This is a genomic window from Saccharopolyspora shandongensis, from assembly GCF_900106995.1.
GTDB classification, from domain to species: domain Bacteria; phylum Actinomycetota; class Actinomycetes; order Mycobacteriales; family Pseudonocardiaceae; genus Saccharopolyspora; species Saccharopolyspora shandongensis.
The window spans coordinates 26,764-51,425 of sequence record NZ_FNOK01000061.1 but is presented as its reverse complement, the minus strand read 5'-3'; the positions used below and the strand labels follow the sequence as shown (position 1 = coordinate 51,425).

The 24,662-nt window shown below is 70.3% G+C and carries 25 protein-coding genes; 16 read left to right on the top strand and 9 right to left on the bottom strand.

What is annotated here, in order from left to right:
• The first annotated feature begins 130 nt into the window (after positions 1-130).
• Positions 131-1,360 (top strand): hypothetical protein, encoded by a 1,230-nt coding sequence (locus BLW84_RS38835; protein ID WP_093276304.1) that lies wholly within the window; start codon positions 131-133, stop codon positions 1,358-1,360.
• 256 nt (positions 1,361-1,616) lie between these two features.
• On the opposite strand, the gene BLW84_RS38830 is transcribed toward BLW84_RS38835, so the two are convergent.
• From BLW84_RS38830 to BLW84_RS46800, 4 genes are all read right to left on the bottom strand, one after another.
• Positions 1,617-2,096: a hypothetical protein gene (locus BLW84_RS38830; protein ID WP_093276303.1), complete on the bottom strand. Its 480-nt coding sequence runs from the start codon at positions 2,094-2,096 to the stop codon at positions 1,617-1,619.
• A 78-nt stretch (positions 2,097-2,174) separates the two neighbouring features.
• Positions 2,175-2,816 carry a NucA/NucB deoxyribonuclease domain-containing protein gene (locus tag BLW84_RS38825; RefSeq protein ID WP_245761687.1) on the bottom strand — a complete coding sequence of 214 codons (642 nt, stop codon included), beginning with the start codon at positions 2,814-2,816 and terminating at the stop codon, positions 2,175-2,177.
• Between the two features lie 27 nt (positions 2,817-2,843).
• Complete coding sequence (locus tag BLW84_RS49570) at positions 2,844-3,071, bottom strand: hypothetical protein (RefSeq protein WP_245761686.1); 228 nt, start codon at positions 3,069-3,071, stop codon at positions 2,844-2,846.
• Positions 3,072-3,948: 877 nt separating this feature from the next.
• A complete protein-coding gene (locus BLW84_RS46800; RefSeq protein ID WP_143061259.1) occupies positions 3,949-4,401 on the bottom strand; it encodes a hypothetical protein in 453 nt (150 codons plus the stop codon).
• Positions 4,402-4,513: 112 nt separating this feature from the next.
• Here BLW84_RS46800 and BLW84_RS38820 point away from each other — a divergent pair, with 112 nt between their 5' ends.
• Positions 4,514-4,750 carry a helix-turn-helix domain-containing protein gene (locus tag BLW84_RS38820; protein WP_093276301.1) on the top strand — a complete coding sequence of 79 codons (237 nt, stop codon included), beginning with the start codon at positions 4,514-4,516 and terminating at the stop codon, positions 4,748-4,750.
• A gap of 461 nt (positions 4,751-5,211) precedes the next feature.
• Positions 5,212-5,865, top strand: coding sequence for a GIY-YIG nuclease family protein (locus tag BLW84_RS38815; RefSeq protein ID WP_093276299.1), 654 nt, complete (start codon positions 5,212-5,214; stop codon positions 5,863-5,865).
• Between the two features lie 22 nt (positions 5,866-5,887).
• On the opposite strand, the gene BLW84_RS50535 is transcribed toward BLW84_RS38815, so the two are convergent.
• On the bottom strand, positions 5,888-6,169 hold the full coding sequence (locus BLW84_RS50535; protein ID WP_177226933.1) for a GntR family transcriptional regulator: 282 nt from the start codon (positions 6,167-6,169) through the stop codon (positions 5,888-5,890).
• Positions 6,170-6,539: 370 nt separating this feature from the next.
• Here BLW84_RS50535 and BLW84_RS38805 point away from each other — a divergent pair, with 370 nt between their 5' ends.
• From BLW84_RS38805 to BLW84_RS38770, 8 genes are all read left to right on the top strand, one after another.
• Positions 6,540-6,722 (top strand): ABC transporter permease, encoded by a 183-nt coding sequence (locus BLW84_RS38805; protein WP_245761685.1) that lies wholly within the window; start codon positions 6,540-6,542, stop codon positions 6,720-6,722.
• The gene (locus BLW84_RS38800) at positions 6,719-7,879 is read left to right on the top strand and encodes a sensor histidine kinase (RefSeq protein WP_093276296.1); all 1,161 of its coding nucleotides are present in this window, start codon (positions 6,719-6,721) and stop codon (positions 7,877-7,879) included. Before BLW84_RS38805 ends, BLW84_RS38800 begins: the two co-directional genes overlap by 4 nt.
• A complete protein-coding gene (locus tag BLW84_RS38795; protein WP_093276292.1) occupies positions 7,876-8,541 on the top strand; it encodes a response regulator in 666 nt (221 codons plus the stop codon). The genes BLW84_RS38800 and BLW84_RS38795 overlap by 4 nt, the downstream gene beginning before the upstream one ends.
• A 109-nt stretch (positions 8,542-8,650) precedes the next feature.
• Positions 8,651-9,922, top strand: a complete 1,272-nt coding sequence (locus BLW84_RS38790) for a cytochrome ubiquinol oxidase subunit I (protein ID WP_093276290.1) — start codon at positions 8,651-8,653, stop codon at positions 9,920-9,922.
• An 11-nt stretch (positions 9,923-9,933) separates the two neighbouring features.
• Positions 9,934-10,710 (top strand): cytochrome d ubiquinol oxidase subunit II, encoded by a 777-nt coding sequence (locus tag BLW84_RS38785; RefSeq protein WP_093276288.1) that lies wholly within the window; start codon positions 9,934-9,936, stop codon positions 10,708-10,710.
• Positions 10,707-12,308 carry a thiol reductant ABC exporter subunit CydD gene (cydD, locus tag BLW84_RS38780; RefSeq protein WP_177226932.1) on the top strand — a complete coding sequence of 534 codons (1,602 nt, stop codon included), beginning with the start codon at positions 10,707-10,709 and terminating at the stop codon, positions 12,306-12,308. The genes BLW84_RS38785 and cydD overlap by 4 nt, the downstream gene beginning before the upstream one ends.
• Complete coding sequence (gene cydC / locus BLW84_RS38775; RefSeq protein WP_093276283.1) at positions 12,305-13,927, top strand: thiol reductant ABC exporter subunit CydC; 1,623 nt, start codon at positions 12,305-12,307, stop codon at positions 13,925-13,927. The genes cydD and cydC overlap by 4 nt, the downstream gene beginning before the upstream one ends.
• An 85-nt stretch (positions 13,928-14,012) precedes the next feature.
• Positions 14,013-15,359 (top strand): amidase, encoded by a 1,347-nt coding sequence (locus BLW84_RS38770; protein ID WP_093276281.1) that lies wholly within the window; start codon positions 14,013-14,015, stop codon positions 15,357-15,359.
• Between the two features lie 77 nt (positions 15,360-15,436).
• On the opposite strand, the gene BLW84_RS38765 is transcribed toward BLW84_RS38770, so the two are convergent.
• Complete coding sequence (locus BLW84_RS38765) at positions 15,437-16,504, bottom strand: tartrate dehydrogenase (RefSeq protein ID WP_093276279.1); 1,068 nt, start codon at positions 16,502-16,504, stop codon at positions 15,437-15,439.
• A gap of 126 nt (positions 16,505-16,630) precedes the next feature.
• Between BLW84_RS38765 and BLW84_RS38760 the strand changes: the two genes are divergently transcribed.
• Both BLW84_RS38760 and BLW84_RS38755 read left to right on the top strand, forming a co-directional pair.
• On the top strand, positions 16,631-17,620 hold the full coding sequence (locus tag BLW84_RS38760; RefSeq protein ID WP_093276277.1) for a PHP domain-containing protein: 990 nt from the start codon (positions 16,631-16,633) through the stop codon (positions 17,618-17,620).
• 90 nt (positions 17,621-17,710) lie between these two features.
• A complete protein-coding gene (locus BLW84_RS38755; RefSeq protein ID WP_093276269.1) occupies positions 17,711-18,202 on the top strand; it encodes a MarR family winged helix-turn-helix transcriptional regulator in 492 nt (163 codons plus the stop codon).
• 6 nt (positions 18,203-18,208) lie between these two features.
• On the opposite strand, the gene BLW84_RS38750 is transcribed toward BLW84_RS38755, so the two are convergent.
• The gene (locus BLW84_RS38750; RefSeq protein WP_093276265.1) at positions 18,209-20,086 is read right to left on the bottom strand and encodes an ABC transporter ATP-binding protein; all 1,878 of its coding nucleotides are present in this window, start codon (positions 20,084-20,086) and stop codon (positions 18,209-18,211) included.
• A 269-nt stretch (positions 20,087-20,355) separates the two neighbouring features.
• Here BLW84_RS38750 and BLW84_RS38745 point away from each other — a divergent pair, with 269 nt between their 5' ends.
• From BLW84_RS38745 to BLW84_RS38735, 3 genes are read left to right on the top strand one after another with little or no spacing between them, the layout of a single operon-like run.
• Entirely contained in the window at positions 20,356-21,054 is a 699-nt protein-coding gene (locus tag BLW84_RS38745; RefSeq protein WP_245761684.1) for a GPP34 family phosphoprotein, read from the top strand.
• 19 nt (positions 21,055-21,073) lie between these two features.
• A complete protein-coding gene (locus BLW84_RS38740; RefSeq protein WP_093276262.1) occupies positions 21,074-22,552 on the top strand; it encodes an APC family permease in 1,479 nt (492 codons plus the stop codon).
• Entirely contained in the window at positions 22,542-23,114 is a 573-nt protein-coding gene (locus BLW84_RS38735; RefSeq protein ID WP_093276260.1) for a GNAT family N-acetyltransferase, read from the top strand. Before BLW84_RS38740 ends, BLW84_RS38735 begins: the two co-directional genes overlap by 11 nt.
• A 17-nt stretch (positions 23,115-23,131) precedes the next feature.
• Here the strand turns inward: BLW84_RS38735 and BLW84_RS38730 are convergent, their stop codons facing one another.
• Positions 23,132-23,344, bottom strand: coding sequence for a hypothetical protein (locus tag BLW84_RS38730; RefSeq protein ID WP_093276257.1), 213 nt, complete (start codon positions 23,342-23,344; stop codon positions 23,132-23,134).
• Positions 23,345-23,466: 122 nt separating this feature from the next.
• Complete coding sequence (locus tag BLW84_RS38725) at positions 23,467-24,645, bottom strand: acyl-CoA dehydrogenase family protein (RefSeq protein ID WP_093276254.1); 1,179 nt, start codon at positions 24,643-24,645, stop codon at positions 23,467-23,469.
• Between the last annotated feature and the right edge of the window lie 17 nt (positions 24,646-24,662).

Below are 24,662 nucleotides of genomic sequence, written 5' to 3'. Positions count from 1 at the left end.
GCTGAAGGCGCCGACGCGGACACAGACTGACGAGACGTGCCACCGCGTGAAGGAGTCGAGCTGCAGAACCTTCCGCGCAGGCTCATTGATCTTCTCCTTGCCCGCACGCCTGAGCCGTTAGGGTGGCGTCGTGGGGATGGTGACGCTGCGGCATTTCGCGTGGACCTCGAAAATCGTGGGCGATCAACCTGAGCTGATCGATGTCGAACCGCAGTACGGGCTGCGGCGCCTGCCGGTGGCGCTGGCAGAGGTGGTAGGGATCAACGCGTTGGCGGTGCCGGTTGCCGATCATGCTGTGAAGTTCTCCACCCGGTTGCACGAGTTGCGGTTGCTGGCTTCGTATCTGCATGACACCGGCGACGAAATCCTGTTACGGGAAGCCGAGTTCAGGTCGAGCGCACTGCACATCCGGCGGTTCGTCAGCGAGTCGGCGGGGATGGGGATGCTGACTGCGGTCGTCACGAGCTGCCGACGATGGGCTGCAGGCGGTAGCCAGGTGCATCACGTCGATGCGTTGCCGACTGCACTGGCGAAGTTTTCCGGTACCCGTGTCAGACCGGACCTGTTGTTCGAGATCACCCCAGGAACCTTCCTGGCCGGGGAAGCCCGAGGCCGCTCCGGGCCCCCGCCGAGGTCAGTGCGCAAGGACCAAGAGCGACGGATCAGCAGCCTGCTGCCGTGGGCACGGCGGCATTGCCCTGTCGTGATGACCTGGGCGTCGTTCACCGCGGCGGGAACGACGGTCGACCTGTTCCGGCCGGTCGACGGCGACCATGGGATGGATGGCCCGTTCGGAACACCTGCCGAGCCCTTCCTGTTCGAGGATGAATCCGAGAGTCCTCGGATCAGGGAGTTTCGGGTTCGGTCGCTGTCGGATCGTGTGCTGGAGAATGTACTGCCTGAGGCCAACGACCTCCCATCGTCGGAAGCGGCAGTGACACCGCCGTCGAGGCCGGATCCGACTCCACCGTCGGGAATCCGTGAGACCGGTCGTCGCCACCTTGAACAGCTTGAGCGCGAGCTCTGGCGTTCCGCACCGAAGTTATCGATCCGGGTAGCGGGTCGCAGGTGCCAAGGACAGTGGGTACGCACCGACCTGTTCGCCGAAGGTGCGGGACAGTTGTTTTTCGGTGTGTTGGACGAAGCCATAACTGTGGACGAGGCGGTCGAAGTCGCGTCACGGTTGCGGGCACGGCTGGCGGCGGTGACAGCGGAGGCGGTGGGCTGGAGTAGGCGAGTGGACATGCATGACAAGAATGTGTGGGACGAGATGCGGGTGACGGTCGCCGTGTACTCCCGGATCCTGGTAGTCGTCGACCCTGACGGGATCTCCTCGGTGCGGGAAGCGCTCGCTGACTGATCGAGGTTCACTACGGCGACGTGTTCTCGGGGCTGGCGTGTTTCGGCGATGAGGTCGGGCCAGGGGGATCGAGCGGGGCATGGGGTTGTGGATGCCGGACGCTGTCGTGACAGGGGGACCCGTGCTGGGCGAGCTCAGCGGCCTCGGTATGCCTGCGAGTCGGCATGTCATCGATGACCAGGCCGCGTAACGGATTTCGAGCGCGCTGCGTCGTGGTACGTGCGGCATCGAGGGATGCTGTGGTGTCGGCGCCGGTTCAGCTCGGCAGTGGTGTGTCGAGCCATAGGTGGATGAGGTAGTGCTCGGTGTCTGGACGGCGGTCGGCTGGTGCGGGGAGTGGCTCGCTGGGAGTTGCCTCGAGCTGGGCCAGGAGCTGTCGGTGGTACTCGACGGCGCTGTAGGTTCCGGGCCCGTGGGGGAGTTCGATGCCGATGGCGTCGCCGGTGGGCGAGCCCAGAACGAGTTGCCCGCTGGGGCAGTGCAGGGACAGTCGTGAGCTGAGGCTCTGGCTGGTGTCGGGCTGGCTGTCCCAGACGTGCACGGTGACCGTGACGGGGCTGAGGTCCTGGGCGCAGCTGATGTAGAGCTCGTCGTCGGTGCTGGCGGCGATGGTCTGCTGGGCTTGCTCGATGATCCCGCGAGTGTTGGCGGCGGGTTCGGTGTCCTGGTCCCGCAGCGTGATCAGGCGGTATGCCGGCACGGTGGTGAGCTGGGTTTCGGCGAGCAGGTGGGGCATGAGCGGGTCCCAGGGCGATGTGGTGTGTGGGAGTGGAGTGCGCCGTCGTGGCGGCGCACTCCACCCTTTGGTGGCAGGTCAGGGCACTACGGTGACGTAGAAGCGGTCCTTGTCCAGGACGCGGTTACGGCCGTAGAAGTTGGCCAGCAGCGTACCGCCTGTCCCGTTGTCGGCTCGCGGGATGGGACGGGCCGATCCGTGCCAGCTGAAGGGCTGGTCACCGGTGGATTCGGCTGCTCCCTGGTAGGTGGACTGGAACGGGTACTCGTCGCATTCCATGTCGCCTTGGGCGTAGTCCTTGCCCCACACGTCGACGCAGATTTTGACCGCGGCGTCGTGGTTTTTCCGGCGCCGTTCCGGGTCCATGAGCCGTTCGAGCGGATCGTCCACGCTGCGGCCGGGCGCGTTTTTGCCCAGCAGGGACGGGAAGGTGCGTTCGGGGTGGTTGAGGGTGTCGTCGACGTGTCTGTTTTCCTGATCGTTGCCTTCCCCGGTCAGGCGCAGGGTGAATTCCGGGACGTGGTCGGTGAGGACCGTGCCTTTGAACTTCCCGTTGCCCAGGGCGGCATCGGCGCTGTCGAAGCGGACGCGGTTGGTCGCCTCGATGTCCTTGTAGAAGGGCAGGGTGTTGCAGTCCCGGTACTCGCCGGTGAACCCGATGGTCTCAAGGAAGTCCACGGTCTTGAACGGGCCGACGCCGACCTCGTTGGGTGAGGTCACGGTGATGACCTCCATCGCCGGCCGGGATTACCAGCCCTTGATGGTGTCGGCGCGTTCGAGCGGCCCGGTGCAGGTGACCTCGGTGCCGCGGCAGTCGAACCGGATGGTGAGGAAGGTGAGTTCGTCACGCAATGTCGTGCTCTGGTGCACGTTCTCGACTGTGGTGACGTAGTCGACCCGCCTGCTGCCGTCATAGGCGAAGGCCAGCACCCACAACTCGAAATCGAAGAAGCCGAGGCAGTCGGCCCCGCACATACGGGGATGTTTCCCTGTTCTGACCGTGCACCAATGAAGCCCCACGTCGACACTCCGCGCATGCGGGATGTTTCGCTCACGCCGATTCTGGTACAGCTCCGCAAGGAGTCGGCCCCGCGCATGCGGGGACGTTTCCGGGCGGCGAACCGTGGCCAGCGTGGATCAACCGTCGGCCCTGCGATGCGGGGATGCTTCTTGTGCGAGCAGGTTCCTGTTGGCGTTACGGTAGTTGGCCCCGCGCACGCGGGGATGCTTCCGCGGCCAGCCGGTCGTCTACCTCGTTCGACTGGTCGGCCCCGTGCCTTCGGGGATGCTTCGAGCAGCTGGTACATCTTGGCTACGTCGATGGCGTCGGCCCCGCGCATGCGGGGATAGCTCCTGGACGACGCTGCAGGCCCCGATCTTGGGCGAGTCGGCCCCGTGCCTGCGGGGATGGTTCCACGGGCATGGGGTGCAGGCCGCGGTGGTCTTTGTCGGCCCCGAGCACGCCGGGATGGTTCTGTCGTGCACGACTGGCATGCCGTGCGTGGCAAGTCGGCCCCGCGCATGCGGGGATGCTTCCTTCTACATCAGTGAATGGCCGGCACCGCCAAAGTTGACCCCGCGCCCGCGGGGATGGTTCCCGAGATGAGGCGCGGCTCATGCGTCGGCCCCGCGCCAACATTATGGATTCTGATATCCAAAACTGCTTCTCGGCCAATCAGCTCGTCACGTTTCCTCGGCCATCCTGGTCAAGGTCGCGATGTGCAGGCCCAGCCCGTCGGCCTCGGTTGGGTGCGCGTTGCAGTCGCCTGCGTACGCAGGGCACGTCCTGTAGCCCTCGCCGCTAGCGAAGCCGTCAGGCCCCTTGCGCGCGGTCGTAGGCCGTGCGTCGCCTCTAGGCAGGCGGTGGAATGTCGGACGGTTCGAGCGGCTCAGCGAAGCACGACGGCGCGTGGCACGGAGCCATCCGCTGCTCAAAGCGGCTCATCGTTTCGGCTCGTCGATGCCGTACTGGGCACGTGCCTACCAGGCGGTTCTCATGGAACGCTGCTCTGAGGACGTAGACCTGGCACTCGGACAGTGGGGGAGCGACGGCCGCTTGTCGGCGGGCCCATTCTTCGAGCGTTTCTGAGGTAGAGGCCCTGGCCTTGTCACTGAGACGCTGCTCGGCGCGACGCGCGCCGGCCTCGATGATCGCCGCACGCACGGCGTCGGAGACCGTCGTCCCATCGGAGGTGAGCGCCGCGAGCGCGAACCGGGTCGGCAGATCCAGGTGAACCGGGATGATCTCGGGCGCGGATGCGGCAGATGGCGATCCAGCCTGCGAATCCCAGGTCCCCTCGCCCATCGTGTTCGCCTCGTCTCTGAGCCGATCCGAGGTCGATCGTAACTGGAAGTGATCGCTTCCTGGAAGTCATGACTACCAGGAAGTGATGGGTACCTGGCAAGACGCTTGATGTGTGGCGAAACCCCTCAAGGCGGTCCTGGGCGCGCGGGTGCGCGACCTTCGCCGTTCCCGGGGGCTGACACAGGAGGGGCCCGCCGAGCAGTTGGCGGTCACTCCGCGCTACCTGGCTGGGATCGAGCGCGGCGAGCGGAACCTCACGCTGGACTCCGTTGATGCGCTGGCCGACCAGCTGGGCGTGGTTGCTCTGACGCTGCTGGACCCGTCAGCGGACCCGACGCGGCTGCGCTGAGGGCCGGGGCTTGTCGCGAGAGCTCGCGTGCGTAGTCCTCTGCTCGGAGAGCGGCAGAGTGGTTGATCCTCGCCAGCATCTGCTTCACAGATCATCCGATACACGCACTCTCGCCGTCGACGCCCCCGGCCCGAATGATCAGTGGTCTTAGTCGCTGGGAGCGCGATTTTCGTTTGGGCGGGTCAGCAGAGGACCAGTTCGAGGGCTTGCTTGGCTGTTAACGCTTTCACGGGATTGCACTTCCTGGTGGCAATGTAACCAGCCTTCCGTGACCGGTCTCGCTGTGCGCCCTCGGTAGGACCCGAACCTGCGACCCCTGCCTCCGGAGGACAGCGTCCTGTTCAGCCGTTTTGCCTGATCAAGTAGGTAGAGGTTGCTTATCTGCGAGCGCCTTGCACGCTCATTGCACGTAGGAGGGCTCAGCACGTCGCGCCGTGGCGTCCAACCGGCATGATCAGGGCATGGCAAATGACGACTTGAGAGTCCTTCGGGTGTTTACGAAGGGCGACCGCCTAACCGTCGCCAAGGCTCCTTACGGTTTGGCCACGGATCGGGGCCTTACGTTGAACGCTCTCGGCCTCTACCTCTTGATCAGCTGGCATTGGGATAAATCCTCGACACTTGCCGACGCGCTCACGGTGAGCGATCTTCTTTCAATGACCTCGACCTCGCGGTCGGCAACCTTGGAGGCGCTCGGCGAGCTGGCGGATGCCGGGTACATCGCCTGTGTCACCCCAGAGCGGTTGAGCGAGGAGATCACGCGGCAGGAAGAGCGTGAGCAACAGCGACGTGATCGATCCGCTGAGCAGGAGCGCGAGCGGATGCGCAACCTTCCCAGGTCCAAGCTTTACGTGATCGGCGGTCAGCAGGACTCGGGTGTCATAAAGATCGGTGTTTCGATTGACCCGGAACGACGCAGAGATCAGCTTCAGATCGGTTCCTCCCTGAAACTCCAAGTGCTCTGGACTCACGACAACGGGAGTAAGCGACTTGAGCAGTGGCTTCACCAGCGATTCGCGAAGTACCGGACCCACAACGAGTGGTTCGATTTCGGTCGCCGCAAAGCGCTTCCACTGGTGCAGGACGCGGTTTCACGCTGGCGGGAGGCCGGGTGATCAGCGATTCGCCAAGCTGGCGTCAGTCTGTCGTGACGTAGGTGCCCATGCCGTTGACGACGGTGAGTAGGCCGGCCTCTTGGAGATGGCGGATGGCCGTGGTCGCGGTGACCTTGGTGACGCCGTAGATCGCGGCAACCTCGGGGCCGGACGGGAGGCGCTGGCCAGGGGAAGGCTCTCCGATTCGATGTCGGCCCGGAGGTCGTCCGCGATCTGCGACCAGACGTACACCGGCAGGTCCCGGTTGATCCTGTTTGCGCGGCTCTCCCAGCTCATGTATCGACTTGCGTAGTCGCTGGAGCACGATACGTGACGGCTGAACCCTCGCCGCTCGGGGTGTGGCGGTTCGAGCGGCGAGGGCTTAGCTCACCGCGAGCAGCCCAGGGCCTGTTCGACGAGCTGGGCTGACGCAGCTACGGCTGGCGCAGTGCGAGCTGCAACTTGGCGGTGGTGGCGTCGGCACCTAGCTGATTCGAGAGTGCGGCAGTAAGAGCGCGGACTTCACGCGGACGATGATCGGCAGGTGCGAGTACGCGAGCCTGCGTCCGCTATGGCGGCCTTGCCTACTTCAGTTTCAACGAGAGTCTGCCAAGGCACGTCGACTGATCAGCTCCTGGCCTGCGAAAACGCGCCCGCGGGTGGCCCAGTGACCTTACCCATCTCCCAAATCAACAATGCCGGGCGCGTTCGTCGGGATGCTGCTCGGCGGCGCGAGCCCGATCCAGGCCGGGATCGTCCAGCTGTACGTTCTGGTGGCACTGCTGGCGGTGGAGTCGGTCGCGATCCTGATCGTGCTGGAGATCATCGCGCGCGGCCTGCTGACCCGAACCGGAGCACGCCTATCCTTCCGGGCATGACGGACTCCCGGCGATGGCCCCTGCGCGGCCGGGCCGCCGATGCGGCGCTCGCGCTGGCGGTCGCGGCGATGGTCGTGGGATCCGGGCTGGTGCGGTTCCCCACCACGTTCGCCGACTTCCACCTGCTGGACGGGCTGCTGATCGCCGCCGCCTGCGCCGCCCTGCTCCTCCGCCGCCGGTTCCCGGTGCCGGTCGCGCTGTTCACGCTGGTGGTGTGTGGCTTCTACTACCCGCTGAGCACCTTTGACGGGCCGCTGGTGCTGGCGTTCGCGGTCGCGCTGTTCACGGTGGCGGCCGAGGGGCACACCGCGGTGGCGGCGGTCCTCGCCGTCGCGGCGATGCTCCTGGTCGGCTACGGCGAGATGGGCAGCGCCCAGCGGCACCTCGACAACACCTCGACGTACCTGCTGGCCGGGTGGTTGGTCGCGGCGGTCGCGATCGGCGGCCTGGCCCGCAACCGCCGCGCCTACCTGCGCGAGGCCGAGCAGCGGATGCTGGCCGCGGAGCGGGAGAAGGACGAGGAAGCGCGCCGGCGCGCCAGTGACGAGCGGTTGCGGATCGCGCGGGAGCTGCACGACGTGCTCGGCCACCACATCTCGCTGATCAACGTGCAGGCCGGGGCGGCGCTGCACCGCCTGGACGCCGATCCGGGCCAGGCGGAACCGGCGCTGGTGTCCATCAAGCAGGCCAGCAAGGACGCGCTGCGCGACCTGCGGGCCACGCTCGGCGTGCTGCGCCAGGTCGACGAGGCGGCACCGACCACGCCCGCCCCGAGCCTGGCCCGGATCGACGCGCTGGTCGAGCAGGCCGGGGGCGCCGGGCTGGCGGTGCGCACCGAACTCGCCGGGCCGGTCCGGCCGCTGCCGCCGGAGGTCGACCTCGCCGGCTACCGGATCGTGCAGGAGGCGCTGACGAACGTGACCCGACACGCCGACGCGCGCACGGCTTGCGTGGCGATCCGCTATTCCGATCATGATGTGCGGGTGGAGATCGACGACGACGGAGTCGGCGCGGCGGGCCGGAACACCAACCGGGGCAACGGGATCCGGGGGATGGAAGAACGCGCGCAGGCGCTCGGCGGGGAATTCTCGGCCGGGCAGCGCCCGTCCGGCGGTTTCCGGGTGCACGCTCGCCTGCCTTGGAGGAATGACACGTGATTCGGGTGCTGCTGGCCGACGACCAGACGCTGGTGCGCGCCGGTTTCCGGTCGATCCTGGGCAGCGAGGACGACATCGAGATCGTGGCGGAGGCGCCCGACGGCGCAGAGGCGGTGCGCCGCGCCGCGGAGCTGCGGCCCGACGTGGTGCTGATGGACATCCGGATGCCGGACCTGGACGGGCTGGAGGCGACCCGCCGGATCGCCGCCGACCCGAAGCTGGCGGCGGTGAAGGTGATCATCCTGACCACCTTCGACCTGGATGACTACGTCTACGCCGCGCTGCGCGCCGGGGCCAGCGGTTTCCTGGTCAAGGACACCGAGCCGACCGAGCTGATCCACGCGGTGCGGGTGGTGGCCCGCGGCGACGCGCTGCTCGCCCCGGGCATCACCCGGCGGCTGATCGCGGAGTTCGCCGACCGGGCCGACCGGCCGGCGCCGCACCCCCGGCTGAACTCGCTCACCGACCGGGAGCGCGAGGTGCTGACCCTGGTGGCGCGCGGCCTGTCCAACGACGAGATCGCCGAACGCCTGGTGCTCAGCCCGGCAACGGCGAAGACGCACGTGAGCCGGATCATGAGCAAGCTCGCCGCGCGCGACCGGGCGCAGCTGGTGGTCGTCGCCTACGAATCCGCGTTGATCACCCCGGGCTGGCTGGAGTAGCACAACTCCAGGCGTACGGGATCCCCCCTAGGGCGCAACCGCTGCGGTACTCGAAGTGCCCGCTCCGGGCTGACGACCCGGGGCGCACCTTGCCGCCAGTGTTGTCGGTGTGAATTCCGAGACCCTCGACCTGGCGCGCCTGCAGTTCGCCCTGACCGCAGGCGGCCACTTCCTGTTCGTCGCCCTGACCATCGGACTGGCGACGCTGGTGGCGTGCATCCAGACCAGGGCGACGCTGACCCGGAACCCGGTGCACCAGCGGATGACCCGGTTCTGGGGCCAGCTGTACGTGATCAACTACGCCGTCGGCATCGTCACCGGGCTGGTGATGGAGTTCCAGTTCGGCCTGGCCTGGAGCGGGCTGACGCACCAGGCCGGCAACGTCTTCGGCGCGTCGCTGGCGATGGAGACGCTGGTCGCGTTCTTCGTCGAGTCCACGTTCCTCGGCCTGTGGATCTTCGGCTGGGACCGGCTGAACCGCTGGGTGCACCTCGGCCTGATCTGGGGCGTCACGATCACCGCCTACGCCTCGGCCTACTGGATCATGGTCTCCAACGGATTCCTGCAGAACCCGGTGGGCTACGAGCGGGACGGCGACGTGCTGCGGCTGACCGACACCTGGGCGGTGCTGACCAACCCGGCGTCGATCGCGGCGTTCTGGCACATCCTGGGCGGAGCGCTCGTCACGGCCGGCTTCTTCGTCGCCGGGATCAGTGCCTACCGCCTGTTCCGCCGCGATCCGGAGGTGGACCTTTTCACCAAGTCACTGCGGATCGGGGTGTTCACCGCGCTTCCGGCACTGTTCGCGACCGCGACCGCGGGCGGGATCCAGTTCGACGTGATCGGTGACTACCAGCCGATGAAGCTCGGGGTGTGGGGCGGCCGGGGGGCGGAGGTCGCCCGGCTGCAGGCGGAGCAGGTCGCCCGCTTCGGTCCCGGTGACTACGTGCCGCCGGAGGAGTGGGTGAGCGCCGGCGGTTCGGTGATGATGGCGGCGTTCGGGTTCATGTTCCTCCTGGTGCTGCCGAGCGCGCTGCTGGCCCTGTTCAGGCCGGTGGTCCAGCGGTTCCGGCTGTGGCACCTGCTGCTGATGGCGGCGATCCCGCTGCCCTACATCTCGATGCTCTCCGGCTGGGTGTTCCGCGAGATGGGCCGCCAGCCGTGGGTGATCAACGGCGTCCTGCTCACCCGGGACGCGGTTTCCGACGTGTCACCGGCGGCGATGCGGGCATCGCTGGTGGCCTTCACCGTCCTCTTCGGACTCCTGCTGGTGGTGAACTGGGCGCTGCTGCTGCGCCAGGCCGGTCGCGCGCCCGACCAGGTCGCCCTGGGCCGCCCGGAGGCCGAAACCCGCCCGACCCCGATCACCGCATCGCTGTAAGGAGACCGCTCGTGGAGCTGCTGGCCGTCGTGGCGTTGGGCGTTTTCGCCCTCGGCTACTTCTTGTTGGGCGGTGCGGACATCGGGGTGGGCATGCTGCTGCCGGTGCTGGGCCGGGACGCGGCGCAACGCCGCCTGGTGATCGCCGCCATCGCCCCGTTCTTCCTCGGCAACGAGGTCTGGCTGGTGGCCACCGCCGGCGTCCTCGTCGGCAATTTCCCCGAGCTGGAAGGAGAACTGCTCAGCGGCCTGTTCCCGGCGGTGGTGCTGCTGCTGTGCGGCTGGATCCTGCGTGACATGGGGCTGTGGCTGCGCGGCCGGGCGGATGTCCGGGCCTGGTGGGCGATCTGCGACGCGACGATCACCGGCGGCAGCTGGGCGGTCGCGCTCAGCTGGGGCTGGATGTTCGCGGGCCTGCTGGCGGGCCAGTTCCACGCCGTGGCCACCGGGCCCGGCGCGGTGCTGGCGGCGGTCGCGATCGCGGCGGTGTTCGCGGTGCACGGGCTGGCCTTCGCCGCGCTTCGGCTGTCCGGGCCGCTGCACCAGCGGGCGAGGGCGTTGTTCGGGCGCGGTGACGAGCGGCGGGTGTTCGCGCTGACGTCGGCGGCGATGGCGCTGCTGTGCCTGGTGGTGGGAATCCGCCTACCGCTGCTGGACAACACCGCCGATCCGGGCACGCTGGGCCTGCTGCTCCCGGCGATGATGGTGATCACGCCGCTGCTGATCGCCGCGCAGGCCTACGCGTGGTGGGTGTGCCGGGGCAGGGTGGAAAGGCCGTCGTACCTGTGAACAAGCGACTGCTGGGCCTGTTGCCCCGACCCGTCCTGATCGCCGTGGCGTGCCTGGCGCTGGCGCAAGGCGCGCTGATCATCGCGCAAGCCGATCTGCTGGCCCTCGCCATCGCCCGGCTCGACCCCGGCTACCTGCCGTGGCTGGCGGGCGCGGTCGCGCTGCGCGCCAGCGCCGCGTGGGCCGGCGGTGCGCTGATCCAGCGCGCCGCGGCGGACGCGAAGGCTGCGGTGCGCCGCGACTTGTTGGCCCGCGCGGGCTCGCAGCGGTCGAGCGGGTCGTTCACCACGCTCGTCACCAGGGGCCTCGACGCACTGGAGCCCCTGCTCACCGGCGTGGTCCCGCAGTTGTTGGTGGCGGTGGCGGTGCCGCCGCTGGTGCTGGTGCGGCTGGGCTTCGCGGACTGGTCCTCGGCGCTGATCGTCGCCGCGAGCATGCCGCTGATCCCGTTGTTCGGCGCGGTGATCGGGTTGCGCACCCGTGATGTCACCCGGCACCAGTGGGCGCACCTCCGGCGGCTGGGCGGGCACTTCCGGGACGTCCTGGCCGGGCTGACCACCCTGCGGGTCTTCCTGCGGGCCGAGCACCAGGCGGCGGTGATCGGGCGGATGGCCGACGAACACCGCCGGGCGACGATGGGCGCGCTGCGCACGGCGTTCCTGTCCGGGTTCGTGCTGGAAACCGTGTGCTCGCTGGCGATCGCGCTGGTGGCGGTGCCGATCGGGCTGCGCCTGCTCGCCGGCGGCCTCCACCTCGACACCGCCCTGCTGGTGCTGCTGCTGACGCCGGAAGCGCTGATCCCGCTGCGCGCGCTGGGCACCCGGTTCCACGCCGGGGCCGAGGGGATGGCCGTGGTCGAGGAGTCGTTCGAGATCCTCGACCGCTCGACAGATGAGCCGGGCGGCCGGCGCCGCGCGACGGCGGGCGAGATCAGGTTCGACGAGGTGACGGTCCGCTTCCCAGGCCAGGAAACCCCGGTGCTGGACCGGGTTTCGTTCGTGGTCCGCCCGGGGGAGAAGGTAGCGCTGGTCGGGCCCAGCGGAGCGGGCAAGTCCACGGTGCTCCACCTGCTGCTGGGCTTCGTGGCGCCGGAGCGCGGGCGGATCCTCGTCGACGGCGTCGACCTGCGGGATCTCGACATCGACCGGTGGCGACGCCGGGTGGCATGGGTGCCGCAGCACCCGCACCTGTTCGCCGCGACCGTGGCCGACAACATCCGCCTCGGCGCACCGGAGGCATCGATGGAGCAAGTACGCGAGGCGGCTCGTGCCGCGCACGCCGCGGAGTTCGTCGAACGGCAACCGGAGGGCTACCGGTCCCGGCTCGGCGAGCGAGGGGCGGACCTGTCGGCGGGGCAGCGGCAACGGATCGCCGTCGCCCGCGCCTACCTGAAGGACGCGCCGCTCGTCCTGCTGGACGAGCCCACGGCGCGGCTGGACCTGCACAGCGAGTCGGCCTTGGCGGCATCGGCGGCGACGGTGCTCAGCTGCCGCACGGCCATCGTCGTCGCGCACCGCCCCGCCCTGCTCGCGACGGCCGACCGGGTCATCCGGATTCGCGGCGGCGTCGTCGAATCCCCGGCGGAGGTGGCGGCATGATCGCGATGCTGCGGCTCTTCCGCGCCCCGCGGCTGCTCGCCGCGGTGGCGTGCGGAATGGTGGCCGAACTCAGCGCCGTGGCCCTGATGGCGTTGGCGGCCTGGCTGATCACCCGCGCCGCGGAGCAGCCCGCGCTGTCCGCGCTGAGCCTGGCGATCGTCGGCGTCCGAGCCTGCGCCCTGGCACGCGGCACGTTCCGCTACCTGGAGCGGCTCGCCGGGCACGACGCCGCGCTGCGCGTGGTCGCCGAGCTCCGGCCGAAGGTGTTCCGGTCGAGGCTCGGGCGACCGCCGTTGCGCGACGGCGACGCGCTGACTCGCCTGATCGCCGACGTGGACAGCGTGCAAGAGTTGCTGCTGCGCTGCCTGTCACCGGCGGCGATAGCGCTCGTCGTGGGCGTCTCGTCGGCGCTGGTGTGCCTCGCGGTCGTCCCGGCGGCCGGGGCGGTGCTGGTCGCGGGCCTGCTGCTGGCCGGTGTGGTGCTGCCGCTGGTCGCGGCGCCGATGTCGGGCCGGAATCTGGCTGCGGCAGCGGAGGATCGTGCGCTGCTCGCGGTGGCCAGTGCGGATCTCGTCGACGGCGCAAGGGAACTGGCCGCGTTCAACGCCACCGCCGGGGCAACGGCCCGAGCCGGGGAGCACACCGCGCGGATCGTCCGCCGCGAGCGGGCTTCCGCCCGGGCGGCCGGTTTCCTGACGGCGGCCGGGATCGCGGTCCAGGGCCTGACGGCGGTAGGCGCGACGTGGCTCGCGGTGCTCGACGGTCGCCAGCAGGTCACGGCCGCGGTGGTGGGATTCCTGGCGCTGGCGGCATTCGAGCCGGTAATGCCGCTCGTCGAAGCCGCGCGCAAGTACGCCGAACACCGTCCGGCGTTGCGTCGGGTCGCCGAGCTGCTGACCGTCGCGCCGAAGCCGGATCCGCAGGCGAACGCGGGACGGCTCGCCCTCCATGACGTGTCGGTGCACTACGCGGCTCCGGCGCTGCGCGGCATCGACCTGGTCATCGAGCCGGGCCGGACGGTCGCGATCGTCGGCGCCAGCGGGGCAGGCAAGAGCACCGCGCTCGGCGTCATGGCCGGGTTGGTCGAGCCGTCGACCGGGCAGGTCGAGCGCCCGGAAACCCGTGCGGTGACCCAGGACGCGCACGTCTTCGACACCACCATCCGGGAGAACCTGCGGCTGGCCGCACCGGATGCCACCGATGAGCAGCTGGCGCGCGCCTCGGAGCAGGCCGGGCTGCTCGACTGGATCCGCGGCCTGCCTGCGGGCTTCGACACGCTCGTCGGCGAGAGCGGCCAGGACATCTCGGGCGGCCAACGGCAGCGCCTGCTGCTGGCCCGGGCACTGCTGGCCGACCCGCCGGTGCTGCTCCTGGACGAACCGGGCGAATCCCTGGAGACCAGGCTGGCCGACGAACTGCTCACCGGTGTGCTGGGCGCGCGATCCGGCCGAACGACGGTCGTCGTCACGCACCGGCTGGCCTGCCTGCCGGAGTTCGACGAGGTGCTGGTCCTGGATCGCGGCCGGATCGTGCAACGCGGCCCGCACGACGAACTGGTGGCGGCCCCCGGCCCCTACCTCGATCTCTGGGAGGCGGAGCTGCTCGTCGGCGCCCGGTGATCGTTTGGTTGAAGCGTTGACTGAATCGCCGCCGCGACGCAGGATGATCGTTCACCGGAACGCCGGGAAGTGAGGTGCAGCCGCGTTGACCCAGCAACGCCCAGCGGGCTTCTTCGCCGACCGCACGATCGGCGGGCTCGCCGCACAACTGCGCGCCGCCGAGGTGACCGCGGTCGAACTGGCCCGGGCCGCCCTGGCTTCCATCGAAGAACTCGACGGCGAGCTCAACGCCTTCGTGACCGTCGACCGCGACGGCGCGCTGAAGGCCGCCGAGAAGGCCGACGCCGAGCTGGCCGAAGGCCGCGACCGGGGACCGCTGCACGGGATTCCGGTCGCGGTGAAGGACATCATCGACGTCGCCGACCTGCCCACGACCATGGGATCCGCGCACTTCGCGACCAACGTGTCCACATCGGATGCCGAGTGCGTGACGCGGCTGCGCGACGGCGGCGCGGTGCTGGTCGGCAAGACCACGACGCACGAGTTCGCGTTCGGCCCGACCGGCGACAGCTCGCACCAGGGGCCGTCCCGCAACCCGCACGACCCGAGCCGGGTCACGGGCGGGTCCAGCGGCGGCAGCGGGGCCGCGGTCGCGGCCGGGATGGTGCCGCTGGCGCTGGGCACCGACACCGGCGGCTCGGTGCGCATCCCGGCGGCGATGTGCGGGGTGGTGGGCTTCAAACCGGCGTTCAACGCGATCCCGGCCGGCGGCGTGTTCCCGCTGTCGCAGTCGCTGGACCACGTCGGCGTGCTGGCCAGGAGCCCGCAGGACTGCCGGACCGGCTACCGGGTGCTGGCCGGGCTGCGCGACACCGTCAGCCGCGAAGCGGGGGAGACCGCGAGCATCGGCTGGATCGACCCGGGCACGCTGCACCCCACCGACCCGGACGTCGCGCGGATCGCCCGCACTGCCCTGGACCTCGAAGGCCTCGCGGTGCGGGACGTCGAACTGCGCGACCCCGCCGTCCTGCACGAGGCCTTCGCAGGCATCCAGAACAGCGAGGCGTACGCGATCCACGCCGAGCGCGTGGCGCAGAACCCGCAGCTGTTCACGCCGGACGTCCTGGGACGGCTGGAAGAAGCCGCGAAAACGGCGGGCTGGCAGCACGTGCGGGCACTCGTGGCCCGCGACCGGTGGCGCGCCGAGATCGACGGCCTGCTCACCCGGGTCGACCTGCTGGCACTGGCGACGACCTGCATGGTCGCGCCCGCCATCGGCCGGCGCGAGATCGAGATCGACGGCGCCGCCGCGACGGTCCGCGGTGCCCTGGTATCGCTGACCAAGACGTGGAACGTGGCGGGCATCCCGGCGGTCTCGGTCCCGGCCGGCACCATCGGCGACCTCCCGGTCGGCGTCCAGCTGGCCTGCCGGCCCGGACGCGAAGACCTGCTGCTGGCCGTCGCGGCCCGGATCGCCGACGCCGCGCCATGACCGCCGGGCGCGGTTTCGCGAGCAACCGGCGGTCACCGGGGTGAACGTCGATCTCTCGCGAAACCGGCACCGGCCGGTCAGCCCTGCACAGCGGCCGCGACGGCCTTGCCGAGGTCCTCGGTGGTCGCCTTGCCGCCGAGGTCCGGGGTGCGCGGCGCCGACGCGTCGGTCAGGACCTGCTCGATCGCGCGGACCACGTCGGCCCCGGCCTCCGGCAGGCCGAGGTGGTCCAGCATCATCGCCGCGGACCAGATCTGGCCGATCGGGTTGGCGATGCCCCGGCCCGCGATGTCCGGCGCCGAGCCGTGCACCGGCTCGAACGTCGACGGGTAGTCGCGTTCCGGGTTGATGTTGCCCGACGGCGCGACCCCGATCGTGCCGGTCACGCCGGGCCCGAGGTCGGAGAGGATGTCGCCGAAGAGGTTGCTGGCGACCACCACGTCGAAGCGTTCCGGCGTCATCACGAACCGCGCGCACAGGATGTCGATGTGGTCCTGGTCCACGGTGATGTCCGGGTATTCGGCGGAGATGGCCGCGAACCGCTCGTCCCAGTACGGCATCGAGTAGTAGATGCCGTTGGACTTCGTCGCCGAGGTGACGTGCGGCTTGCCGAGCTTGCGGGCCAGTTCGAAGGCGTAGCGCATGATGCGGTCGGTGCCGCGCCTGGTGAACGCGGCGGTCTGCAGCACCATCTCGTTCGGGGTGCCCTCGCCCTGCCGCCCGCCGAGCTGGGAGTACTCGCCCTCGGTGTTCTCCCGGACCACCCAGAAGTCGATGTCGCCGGGCTCCTTGTCGCGTACCGGCGGCGTCACGCCCGGCAGCAGCCGCACCGGGCGCAGGTTGACGTACTGGTCGAACTCCCGGCGGATCGGCAGCAGCAGCCCCCACAGCGAGATGTGGTCGGGCACGCCGGGCCAGCCGACCGCGCCGAGCAGGATCGAGTCGTGGTCGCGCAGCCGGTCCAGCCCGTCTGCGGGCATCATTCGGCCGGTGCTGCGGTAGGTCTCGCAGCTCCAGTCGAAGTGCCGGAAGCCGAACCGCACCCCGTACTTCGCCCCGATCACCTCGAGCACCCGCAACGCTTCCGGCATGACCTCGTTGCCGATCCCGTCACCGGGCAGCACGGCCACTTCGTACTGCTGCAATCTGCACCTCGCGCCTCTCGGAGAACCGTTCCGGTCGCCATCTAACGCCGCGGCCCCGCCCGCGGCCAAGACCCCGGGACGAATCGCCGGTGGCGCGCCGGCCCGGCAGCGGCTACCAAGGACGGCGTGGATGCGACACGGGCGTTGCGCGAAATCGCGTTCTGGCTGGAGCGCGAGGGCGCGCCGACCTACCGGGTGCGGGCGTTCCGGCGCGCCGCCGCGGTCGTCGACGACCTCCCGGACCTGGACAAGCGGGTGGCGTCCGGGCGGCTGACCGCGCTGGAGGGCATCGGCAGGACCACCGCCGCCGTCATCGAGGCCGCGCACCGCGGCGAGATCCCGGACTACCTGGCGCGCCTGCGGTCCGAAGTGGACGTTCCGGAGCACGGGCGGCGACTGCGGGCGGCGCTGCGCGGCGACTGCCACACCCATTCCGACTGGTCCGACGGCGGCAGCCCGATCGCCGAGATGGCCGTCACCGCCCGGGAGCTCGGGCACGAGTGGATGGTGCTCACCGACCACTCGCCCCGGCTGACCGTGGCCCGCGGCCTGTCCGCCGAGCGGCTGCGCGAGCAGTTGGAGGTGGTCGCCGGGCTGAACGAGCGCCTCGCGCCGTTCCGCATCCTCACCGGCATCGAGGTCGACATCCTGTCGGCCGGCGCGCTGGACCAGGACGAGGACCTGCTCGCCGAGCTGGACGTCGTGGTGGCCAGCGTGCACTCCGACCTGCGGATGGCCGCGCCGGCCATGACGCGGCGGATGTGCGCGGCGGTGGCCAACCCGCACGTGGACGTGCTGGGACACTGCACCGGGCGGCTGATCGGCGACCGGAAGCGGCCGCAGTCCACCTTCGACGCGGTGGCGGTGTTCGAGGCGTGCCGGGACAACGGCGTCGCGGTCGAGATCAACTCCCGGCCGGACCGGCTGGACCCGCCGCGCGAGCTGATCCGGCTCGCCCGCGACATCGGCTGCGAGTTCAGCATCGACTCCGACGCGCACGCCCCAGGTCAGCTCGACTGGTTGGCCTACGGATGCGCGCGGGCCGAGGAGTGCGAGGTGCCCGCCGACCGCGTGATCAACGCGCTCCCGGCCGATGACCTGCTGGCCCGGCGGTGAGCCGAGCCGATTGTGATCTTCACCGATCGCTCCGCCGCTGATCACACATAGTATTTGAATGTTCAAATACTGCCCGGGTATGCTGATCGGGTGACCGAAACCCGATGGCTGACCGACACCCAGCAGTGCGCCTGGCGGAAGTTCGCCGCCCTGATGACCGTCGTCCCGGCCGCGCTGGACAACCAGCTGCAACGGGACGCGGGCCTGACCCACTTCGGCTACTGGGTGCTGGCGATGCTCAGCGAGCACCCGGAACGCGCGCTGCGGATGAGCGAACTCGCGGCCCGGTCCAACGCCTCGCCGTCCCGGGTGTCGCACGTGGTCGCCCGCCTGGAGCAGCAGGGCTGGGTGCGCAGGCAGCGCGCGTGCTCCGACGGTCGCGGCAACGTCGCGGAGCTCACCGAAGCAGGCTACGAGAAGCTCGTCGCCTCGGCCCCCGGCCACGTGGAGAAGGTCCGCGACCTGATCTTCGACGGCCTCTCCGAGGCCCAGGTGCGCCAGCTCGACGAGCTCTGCGCCGCCATGCTCGCGCACCTGGACCCCGAGGGGAACCTCACCACCGCCCCGCCGAAGCGGGACTGAAAACCCTCACGCCGCCTCGTCGGCATCGTCCTGCTGCGCGAACTGGGTGCGGTAGAGCTCGGTGTACAGGCCGCCGCGGGCAAGCAGCTCGGCGTGCGTGCCCTCCTCCGCGATGCGCCCGCCGGAGACCACCAGGATCCGGTCCGCTTCCCGGATCGTGGCCAGCCGGTGCGCGATGACCAGCGCCGTTCGCCCGGACAACGCGGTCTTCAGCGCCTGCTGCACCGCCGCCTCGGATTCCGAGTCCAGGTGCGCGGTCGCCTCGTCCAGCACGACGATCGGCGGCGCCTTCAGCAGTAGCCGGGCGATCGCCAGCCGCTGCTTCTCCCCGCCGGAGAGCCGGTACCCGCGGTCGCCGACCACCGTGTCCAGCCCGTCCGGCAGCGACGCGACGAGGTGTCCGAGCTGCGCCGTCCGCAGGGCCTCGGTCAGCTCCTCGTCGGTCGCGTCGGGCCGGGCGAAGGTGAGGTTGGCGCGGATCGAGTCGTGGAACAGGTGCGAGTCCTGGGTGACCACGCCGACCGTCGAGTACAGCGAGGCCAGCGTCGCGTCGCGGACGTCCACGCCGCCGATGCGCACCGCCCCGGAATCCGCGTCGTAGAGCCGCCCGGCCAGGTTGGTGATGGTCGTCTTGCCCGCGCCGGAGTGGCCGACCAGCGCGATCGTCTGGCCCGGCGCGGCGCGGAACGAGATGTCGTGCAGCACGTCGTGCGCGGGCGCGTTGTCCTGCCGCGCCACCGATTCCAGCGACGCCAGCGAAACCTCGCTGGACGCCGGGTAGCGGAACGACACCGCGTCGAACTCGACGTCGGCCGCCCCGGCGGGCAGCGGCTTCGCGTCCGGCTTCTCCTGGATCATCGGCCGCAGGTCCAGCACCTCGAAGACGCGGTCGAAGCTGACCAGCGCGGTCATCACGTCGACGTGCACGTTGGACAGCGCGGTCAGCGGCCCGTACAGGCGGCTGAGCAGCGTCGCCAGCGCCACCAGGGTGCCCAGCTCGAAGGCCCCGGTGAGCACCAGCCCGCCGCCGAGCCCGTAGACCACCGCGGTGGCCAGCGACGCCAGCAGCGTCAGCGCGACGAAGAACACCCGGCTGTACATCGCCGACACCACGCCCATGTCGCGCACCCGCGCCGCCCGCCGCGAGAACCGCTCGGACTCCTCGTCGGCGCGGCCGTAGAGCTTGGCCAGCATCGCCCCGGCGACGCCGAAGCGCTCGGTCATCAGCGAGCTCATCTCGGCGTCCACCTTCATCTGCTCCCGGGTGACCCGCTGCAGCCGTCGCCCGATCCACCGCACCGGCAGCAGGAACAGCGGCAGCATCGCCAGCGCGATCAGGGTGATCTGCCAGGACAGGGTGAACATGGTGGCCAGCACCAGCACCAGGCTCAGCACGTTGGACACCACCGACGACAGCGTGCTGGTCAGCGCCCGCTGCGCGCCGATGACGTCGTTGTTGAGCCGGCTGACCAGCGCCCCGGTCTGCGCCCGCACGAAGAACGCCACCGGCATCCGCTGCACGTGGTCGAAGACCTCCGAGCGCAGGTCGTAGATCAGTCCCTCGCCGAGCCGCGCGGAGTACCAGCGCTGCATCAGCGACGTCGCGGCCTCCAGGAGCGCGACGCCGGCGACGGCCACCGCCAGCCAGACGACAACCCCCATGTCCTGCGGCACGATCCCGTCGTCGATGATCGCCTTGAACAGCAGCGGGTTGACGATGCCGAGCACCGCGGCGAACGCCACCAGCCCCAGGAAGGGGATGATGTCGCGGGAGTAGGGCCGGGCGTAGCGGAAGATGCGCCGGGCCAGCCCGGGCGAGAGGCGTTGCCGGGTCACGGATTCGTCACTGGCGAAGGAGCGCATCGTCTCCCATGTCACCGTCATGTTCGCAGTCCTATTCAAGCGGTCCGACGCGGTCGAGCACCATCCTGAAACTTCGAGTTAAGTCGAAGTCAACGCCGCGGGACGAGCGTCGATTCCCGCGCGGGCGCGTCGGTCGGCGTCGTGCTGGACGGCTATCTTGAACAATGCTTCACGTACGTTACTCTGTGCGCTGGCTCGGACACGGTCCGAACTCGGGGGATTGACCGGTAGGCCGCTGCGTCGGACGGGAGCGACCGCGTGTTGATCAGCACTTCGGCCGGGGGTGGGCGTTGACGGTTTCCGGGCAGGAACCCGCGCGCATCCCGCTGCGCGTGGCGGACCGGTTCTTCCTCGCCGCGCACACCGGGGAGCAGCGCCTTTCGCCCAGGATCGACGGCTCGCTGGTGGCGCTCGGCTGCGCCGCCGGGCTGCTGGCCGAGCTGATCCTGGAAGAGGAGGTCACGGTGACCCCCAGCGTCCGGCCCAGCGGCAAGGGCCGCTGCCCGGACTTCCTGTCCTGGGCGATCCTGCGGGAGATCCGCGAGGAGACCGGCCACGACGTGCGGACGTGGCTGGAGTACTTGAGCCAAGCCGCCACCGAGAAGGTGCGCGCCCGGCTGACCATCACCGACGTGCTCCGGGAGGTGCCGGTGTCCGGCGGCTGGCGCGGTGGGTCGGCCGCGGCCTGGCGGCTCGCCGACGACGGCGTGCGCAACCCGGAGGTGGACCTGGAGACGCTGTTCACCGGTGCCGAAACGGCCAGTGGCAGCGGCATGATCACCATCCCGGCCCGGCTCGCCGAGATCACCCTGGCGCTGCTGCTGCGGGAAACCGGCGTGCTGCGCCAGATCCGGCTCCCCAAGCACGTCACCCGGCAGGGCGAGTACCGGATGGAGTCCTGGGAGCCGCGCATCCCGGGCCCGCTGCGGACCCTCGTGAGCGAGGTGGGCGCCGCCCGCGGCCAGTCCGCGATAACCCCGAAGCACTGAGAGCGCAGAGGAGCGAGCGTTGCCACCGTCCAAAGTCTCCGCAGCCCTGGCCCGCGCCCGGCTGGGCGTGACGTCGATCGTGTTCTTCACCGTCGCCGCAGCGGCCCCGGAAACGGTGGTCGGCGGCGGTGCGGTCAGCGGGTTCGCGGTGTCCGGGGTGACCGGGATCCCGCTGGGCTACCTGGCGATCGCGCTGATCCTCGGGCTGTTCGCGATCGGCTACGTCACGATGTCGCAGCACGTGGAGAACGCCGGCGCGTTCTACGCCTACGTGGCCAAGGGGCTCAGCCGGGTGGCCGGCACCGCGGCCGGCGGCCTCGCGCTCGTCTCCTACCTGATGATCCTGGCCAGCCTGCTCGGCGGTTTCGGCGTCGGCGCGGCCGCATTCGTGCAGCAGATCAGCGGTGTCGAGGTGTCGTGGTGGGTGCTCTCGGCCGCCGGCCTGGCGCTGATCGCGGTGCTCGGCGTGCTGCGCATCGACGTCAACGGGCGGGTGCTGGGCGTGCTGCTGCTCGCCGAGGTGGCGATCATCCTGGTCTACGATGCGGCGTTCGTGTCCGCGCCGTCGGACGCCGGCGTAGTGCTGGACACCCTCAACCCGGCTCAGCTGATGACCAGCGCGGCCGGAGTGATCCTGGTGATCGCCTTCACCGGATTCATCGGGTTCGAGAACTCCACGGTGCTCGCCGAGGAGGCGAAGAACCCGCGCACGGTGATCTACGCGACCTACATCTCGCTGGTCGTCATCGGTGGTCTCTACTCGCTGTCGACCTGGGCGATGACGGTGGCCACCGGGCCGGACGCCATCGTCTCGCAGGCCGAGACCCATTCCACGGAACTGCTCTTCGTGCTCGCCGGGCAGCGACTGCCGGGCGCGCTGGTGACCATCGGCTCGGCGCTGTACGTGACGAGCTTGTTCGCCGCGACGCTGTCGTTCCACCACGTCTGCGCCCGCTACTTCTTCGCGCTGGGCCGGGAAGGCATCGGCCTGCGCTGGTGGGGGACGACCAGCTCCCGCACCTCGGCCCCGGCGGCGGGCTCGCTGACCACCACCGCGATCGTGGCCGTCGTGGTGGCGCTGGTGGCGGTCACCGGGTTGGACCCGATCACCTACCTGTTCTTCTGGGGCGCCTCGGTGGGCGCGCTCGGCGTCCTGACGCTGGTGCTGCTGACCTCGATCGCCGTCGTCGGTTACTTCATCCGCGAACGCGACCACGGGCACGGCCGGTGGCGGACCGCCGTCGCGCCTGCGCTGGCCGCCGCGGTGCTCGCGGTCGTGCTGGTCCTGACGGTGACGTCGTTCGGCACTGTGCTCGGCGTACCCGACGGCGACCCGGCCGCGTGGGCGCTGCCGCTGGGCTTCGTGGTCGTGCTGGCGCTCGGCGCGGGCTGGGGCGCAGTGCTGAAGCGGTTCCGGCCGGAGACCTACGCGCGGATCGGGATGGGCGCCCGCGCCACCACCGTCCAGGCCGGCGCGGAGCCCGCGGATGTCCACTGAGGACATACGGGTGCGCACGCTGCTGCGGGCCTTCGCCGACGACGCGTTCGCCCGGTGGCTGCTGCCGGACCCGGAGCACCGGCACCACGTGTATCGCGAGTGGTTCGTCATGGTCCTCGCGCAGGCCGGCGCGGCCGGGCGGGTGATCAGCGGCGCGGACGGCCTCGCGGTGCAGGTCTGGCTCGCGGCGCGCACCGGGCCGCCGAGCATGCTCGACGACGCGGGCTCCCAGCGCCTGCTCGACCTGGCCGGGGACCGCGCGCACCGGTTCCGCGAGTTCGGCGCCCTGAGCGCGGAACGACACCCGCGCGATCCCCACGAGTACCTGGCCCTGATCGGCGTCGACCCGGCGGTGCAGGGCACCGGCGTCGGAGGCCGGGAGCTCCGCGGCGCCCTCGGCCGGTGGGACGCGGAGGGGACGCCGTCGTACCTGGAGGCCAGCAGCGCCCGGAGCCGGAACCTCTACCTGCGCCTGGGCTTCCAGGACCACGGCGACCCGATCGTCCTCCCCGATGGCCCCAGCCTCTACCCGATGTGGCGCCCCGCGAGCCGACGCTCCTGAACGGAAACCGCCGCTCCTCAGGTCTCCGCGCCGACGAAGTCGAATTCCCAGGTGCCGTCCGGTCGCTTCCTGGCGCGCTCGTAGATCAGCAGCGGCGGCACGGCCTGGGAATTGCGAGTCCGCGCGGGGAACGTGATGCGCGGTACCGGTTTGCCCGACACGTCCGCGGAGACGGCGACCTCGTGACCGTCCTCCGGCCCACCGCGCAGCCGGACCCTGATCTCTGCCACGCGAAGCTCCCTTCTTCCCGACCAGCACTGCCGGCGCCGCATCGGCGACGACACCGCTTCGACCAGGATGCCCGGATCCAGGTTCCTGCTATCACTGGATCGTGTGGCCGGCGGGCCAGCCGTCAGATCATCTCGGTGATGTTGGGCTCGACGTCGAGGAGTGCGCGGCCGAACACCTCCGCGTTGCTGGCCGGGTGTGCGAGCGCGTGCCGGGCGGCCGTCTGGACGTCGCGCAGGATCGCGTGCAGCGGGTCCGATTCGGACAGTGCCGACGCGCCGTAGGCGGAGACGAGCACGTCGACGGCTTCGCGGCACTGCTGGACCGCATGGCTGGAATGCTGCCGCAGCCGGGCCCGCTCCAGGTAGCCCGGGTGAGTACCGGACCGCGCGTGACCGTCGACCACCGCCGCCGACCGGTCCGCGATCAGCCGGGCGACGTCGATCTTCGTCGACGCCTCCGCCACGGCCAGCTGGAACGCGGTCGAATCGCGCTGCCGCTGGTAGCTGGTGAACGCGATGCCCTTGCGGCCGGCCTGCGAAAGCACGTGCTCCAGCGCTTCTTCGGCCATGGCGAGCAGCGGGGCGATCAGGAACGTCGCCAGCGTCGGGACCACGGCGGTTCGGTAGCGCGCGGAATCGTTGCTGCGGCGCGGGAACACGCCTCGCATCGCCGGGCCCCGGCGCAGCAGCCGGTGGTCGGGGACGAACACGTTCTCGCCGATCAGCAGGTTGCTGCCGGTTCCGCGCATGCCGAGGGTGAACCAGGTGTCCTTGATGTGCAGCTCGCTCATCGGGACCAGCCCGAACGCGGCGTCCGCCGGCTCGTCGCCGTGCGCGGGCAACGACATGCCGAGCATGGCCCAGCCGGCGTGCAGGCAGCCGGAGGCCGGCGCCCAGCTGCCGCTGACCTGCCAGCCCCCGTCGACGCGCTCGGCGGACGCCTTCGGCGTGAGCACCTGGCACACCTTGGTGTCCGGGTCGGCGCCGAAGACCTCTTCCTGCGCCCGGTCGGGGAAGAGGCCGGTCAGCCAGTCGCCGCAGCCGAGGATCAGTACCAGCCAGCCCGCGGCCGCGTCGCCCCGGGTGACCTCGGCGGTGGCGTCCATGATGGTGCGCAGGTCGGTTTCCAGGCCGCCGAACCGGCGTGGCACCCAGGCGCGGAACAGGCCCGCCTCGTCGAGCGCGGCGATCGACTCGTCGGAGAGCCGCCGCTCCTGCTCGCCTTCGGCCCGATGCTGTTCCAGCAGCGGCCGCAGTGTCGCCGCCCGCTCGACGAGATCCGCCCGCGCGCCGGTCCCCATGGTCGACCTCCAGAATC

Coding starts and splice junctions, on each gene's coding strand:
- BLW84_RS38830 (WP_093276303.1), bottom strand. CDS start 2,096: ATGCCCCACCTGCTCGCCGAAACCCAGCTCACCACCGTGCCGGCATAC.
- BLW84_RS49570 (WP_245761686.1), bottom strand. CDS start 3,071: ATGTGCGGGGCCGACTGCCTCGGCTTCTTCGATTTCGAGTTGTGGGTG.
- BLW84_RS46800 (WP_143061259.1), bottom strand. CDS start 4,401: ATGGGCGAGGGGACCTGGGATTCGCAGGCTGGATCGCCATCTGCCGCA.
- BLW84_RS38815 (WP_093276299.1), top strand. CDS start 5,212: ATGGCAAATGACGACTTGAGAGTCCTTCGGGTGTTTACGAAGGGCGAC.
- BLW84_RS38805 (WP_245761685.1), top strand. CDS start 6,540: ATGCCGGGCGCGTTCGTCGGGATGCTGCTCGGCGGCGCGAGCCCGATC.
- BLW84_RS38800 (WP_093276296.1), top strand. CDS start 6,719: ATGACGGACTCCCGGCGATGGCCCCTGCGCGGCCGGGCCGCCGATGCG.
- cydC (WP_093276283.1), top strand. CDS start 12,305: ATGATCGCGATGCTGCGGCTCTTCCGCGCCCCGCGGCTGCTCGCCGCG.
- BLW84_RS38750 (WP_093276265.1), bottom strand. CDS start 20,086: ATGACGGTGACATGGGAGACGATGCGCTCCTTCGCCAGTGACGAATCC.
- BLW84_RS38735 (WP_093276260.1), top strand. CDS start 22,542: ATGTCCACTGAGGACATACGGGTGCGCACGCTGCTGCGGGCCTTCGCC.
- BLW84_RS38725 (WP_093276254.1), bottom strand. CDS start 24,645: ATGGGGACCGGCGCGCGGGCGGATCTCGTCGAGCGGGCGGCGACACTG.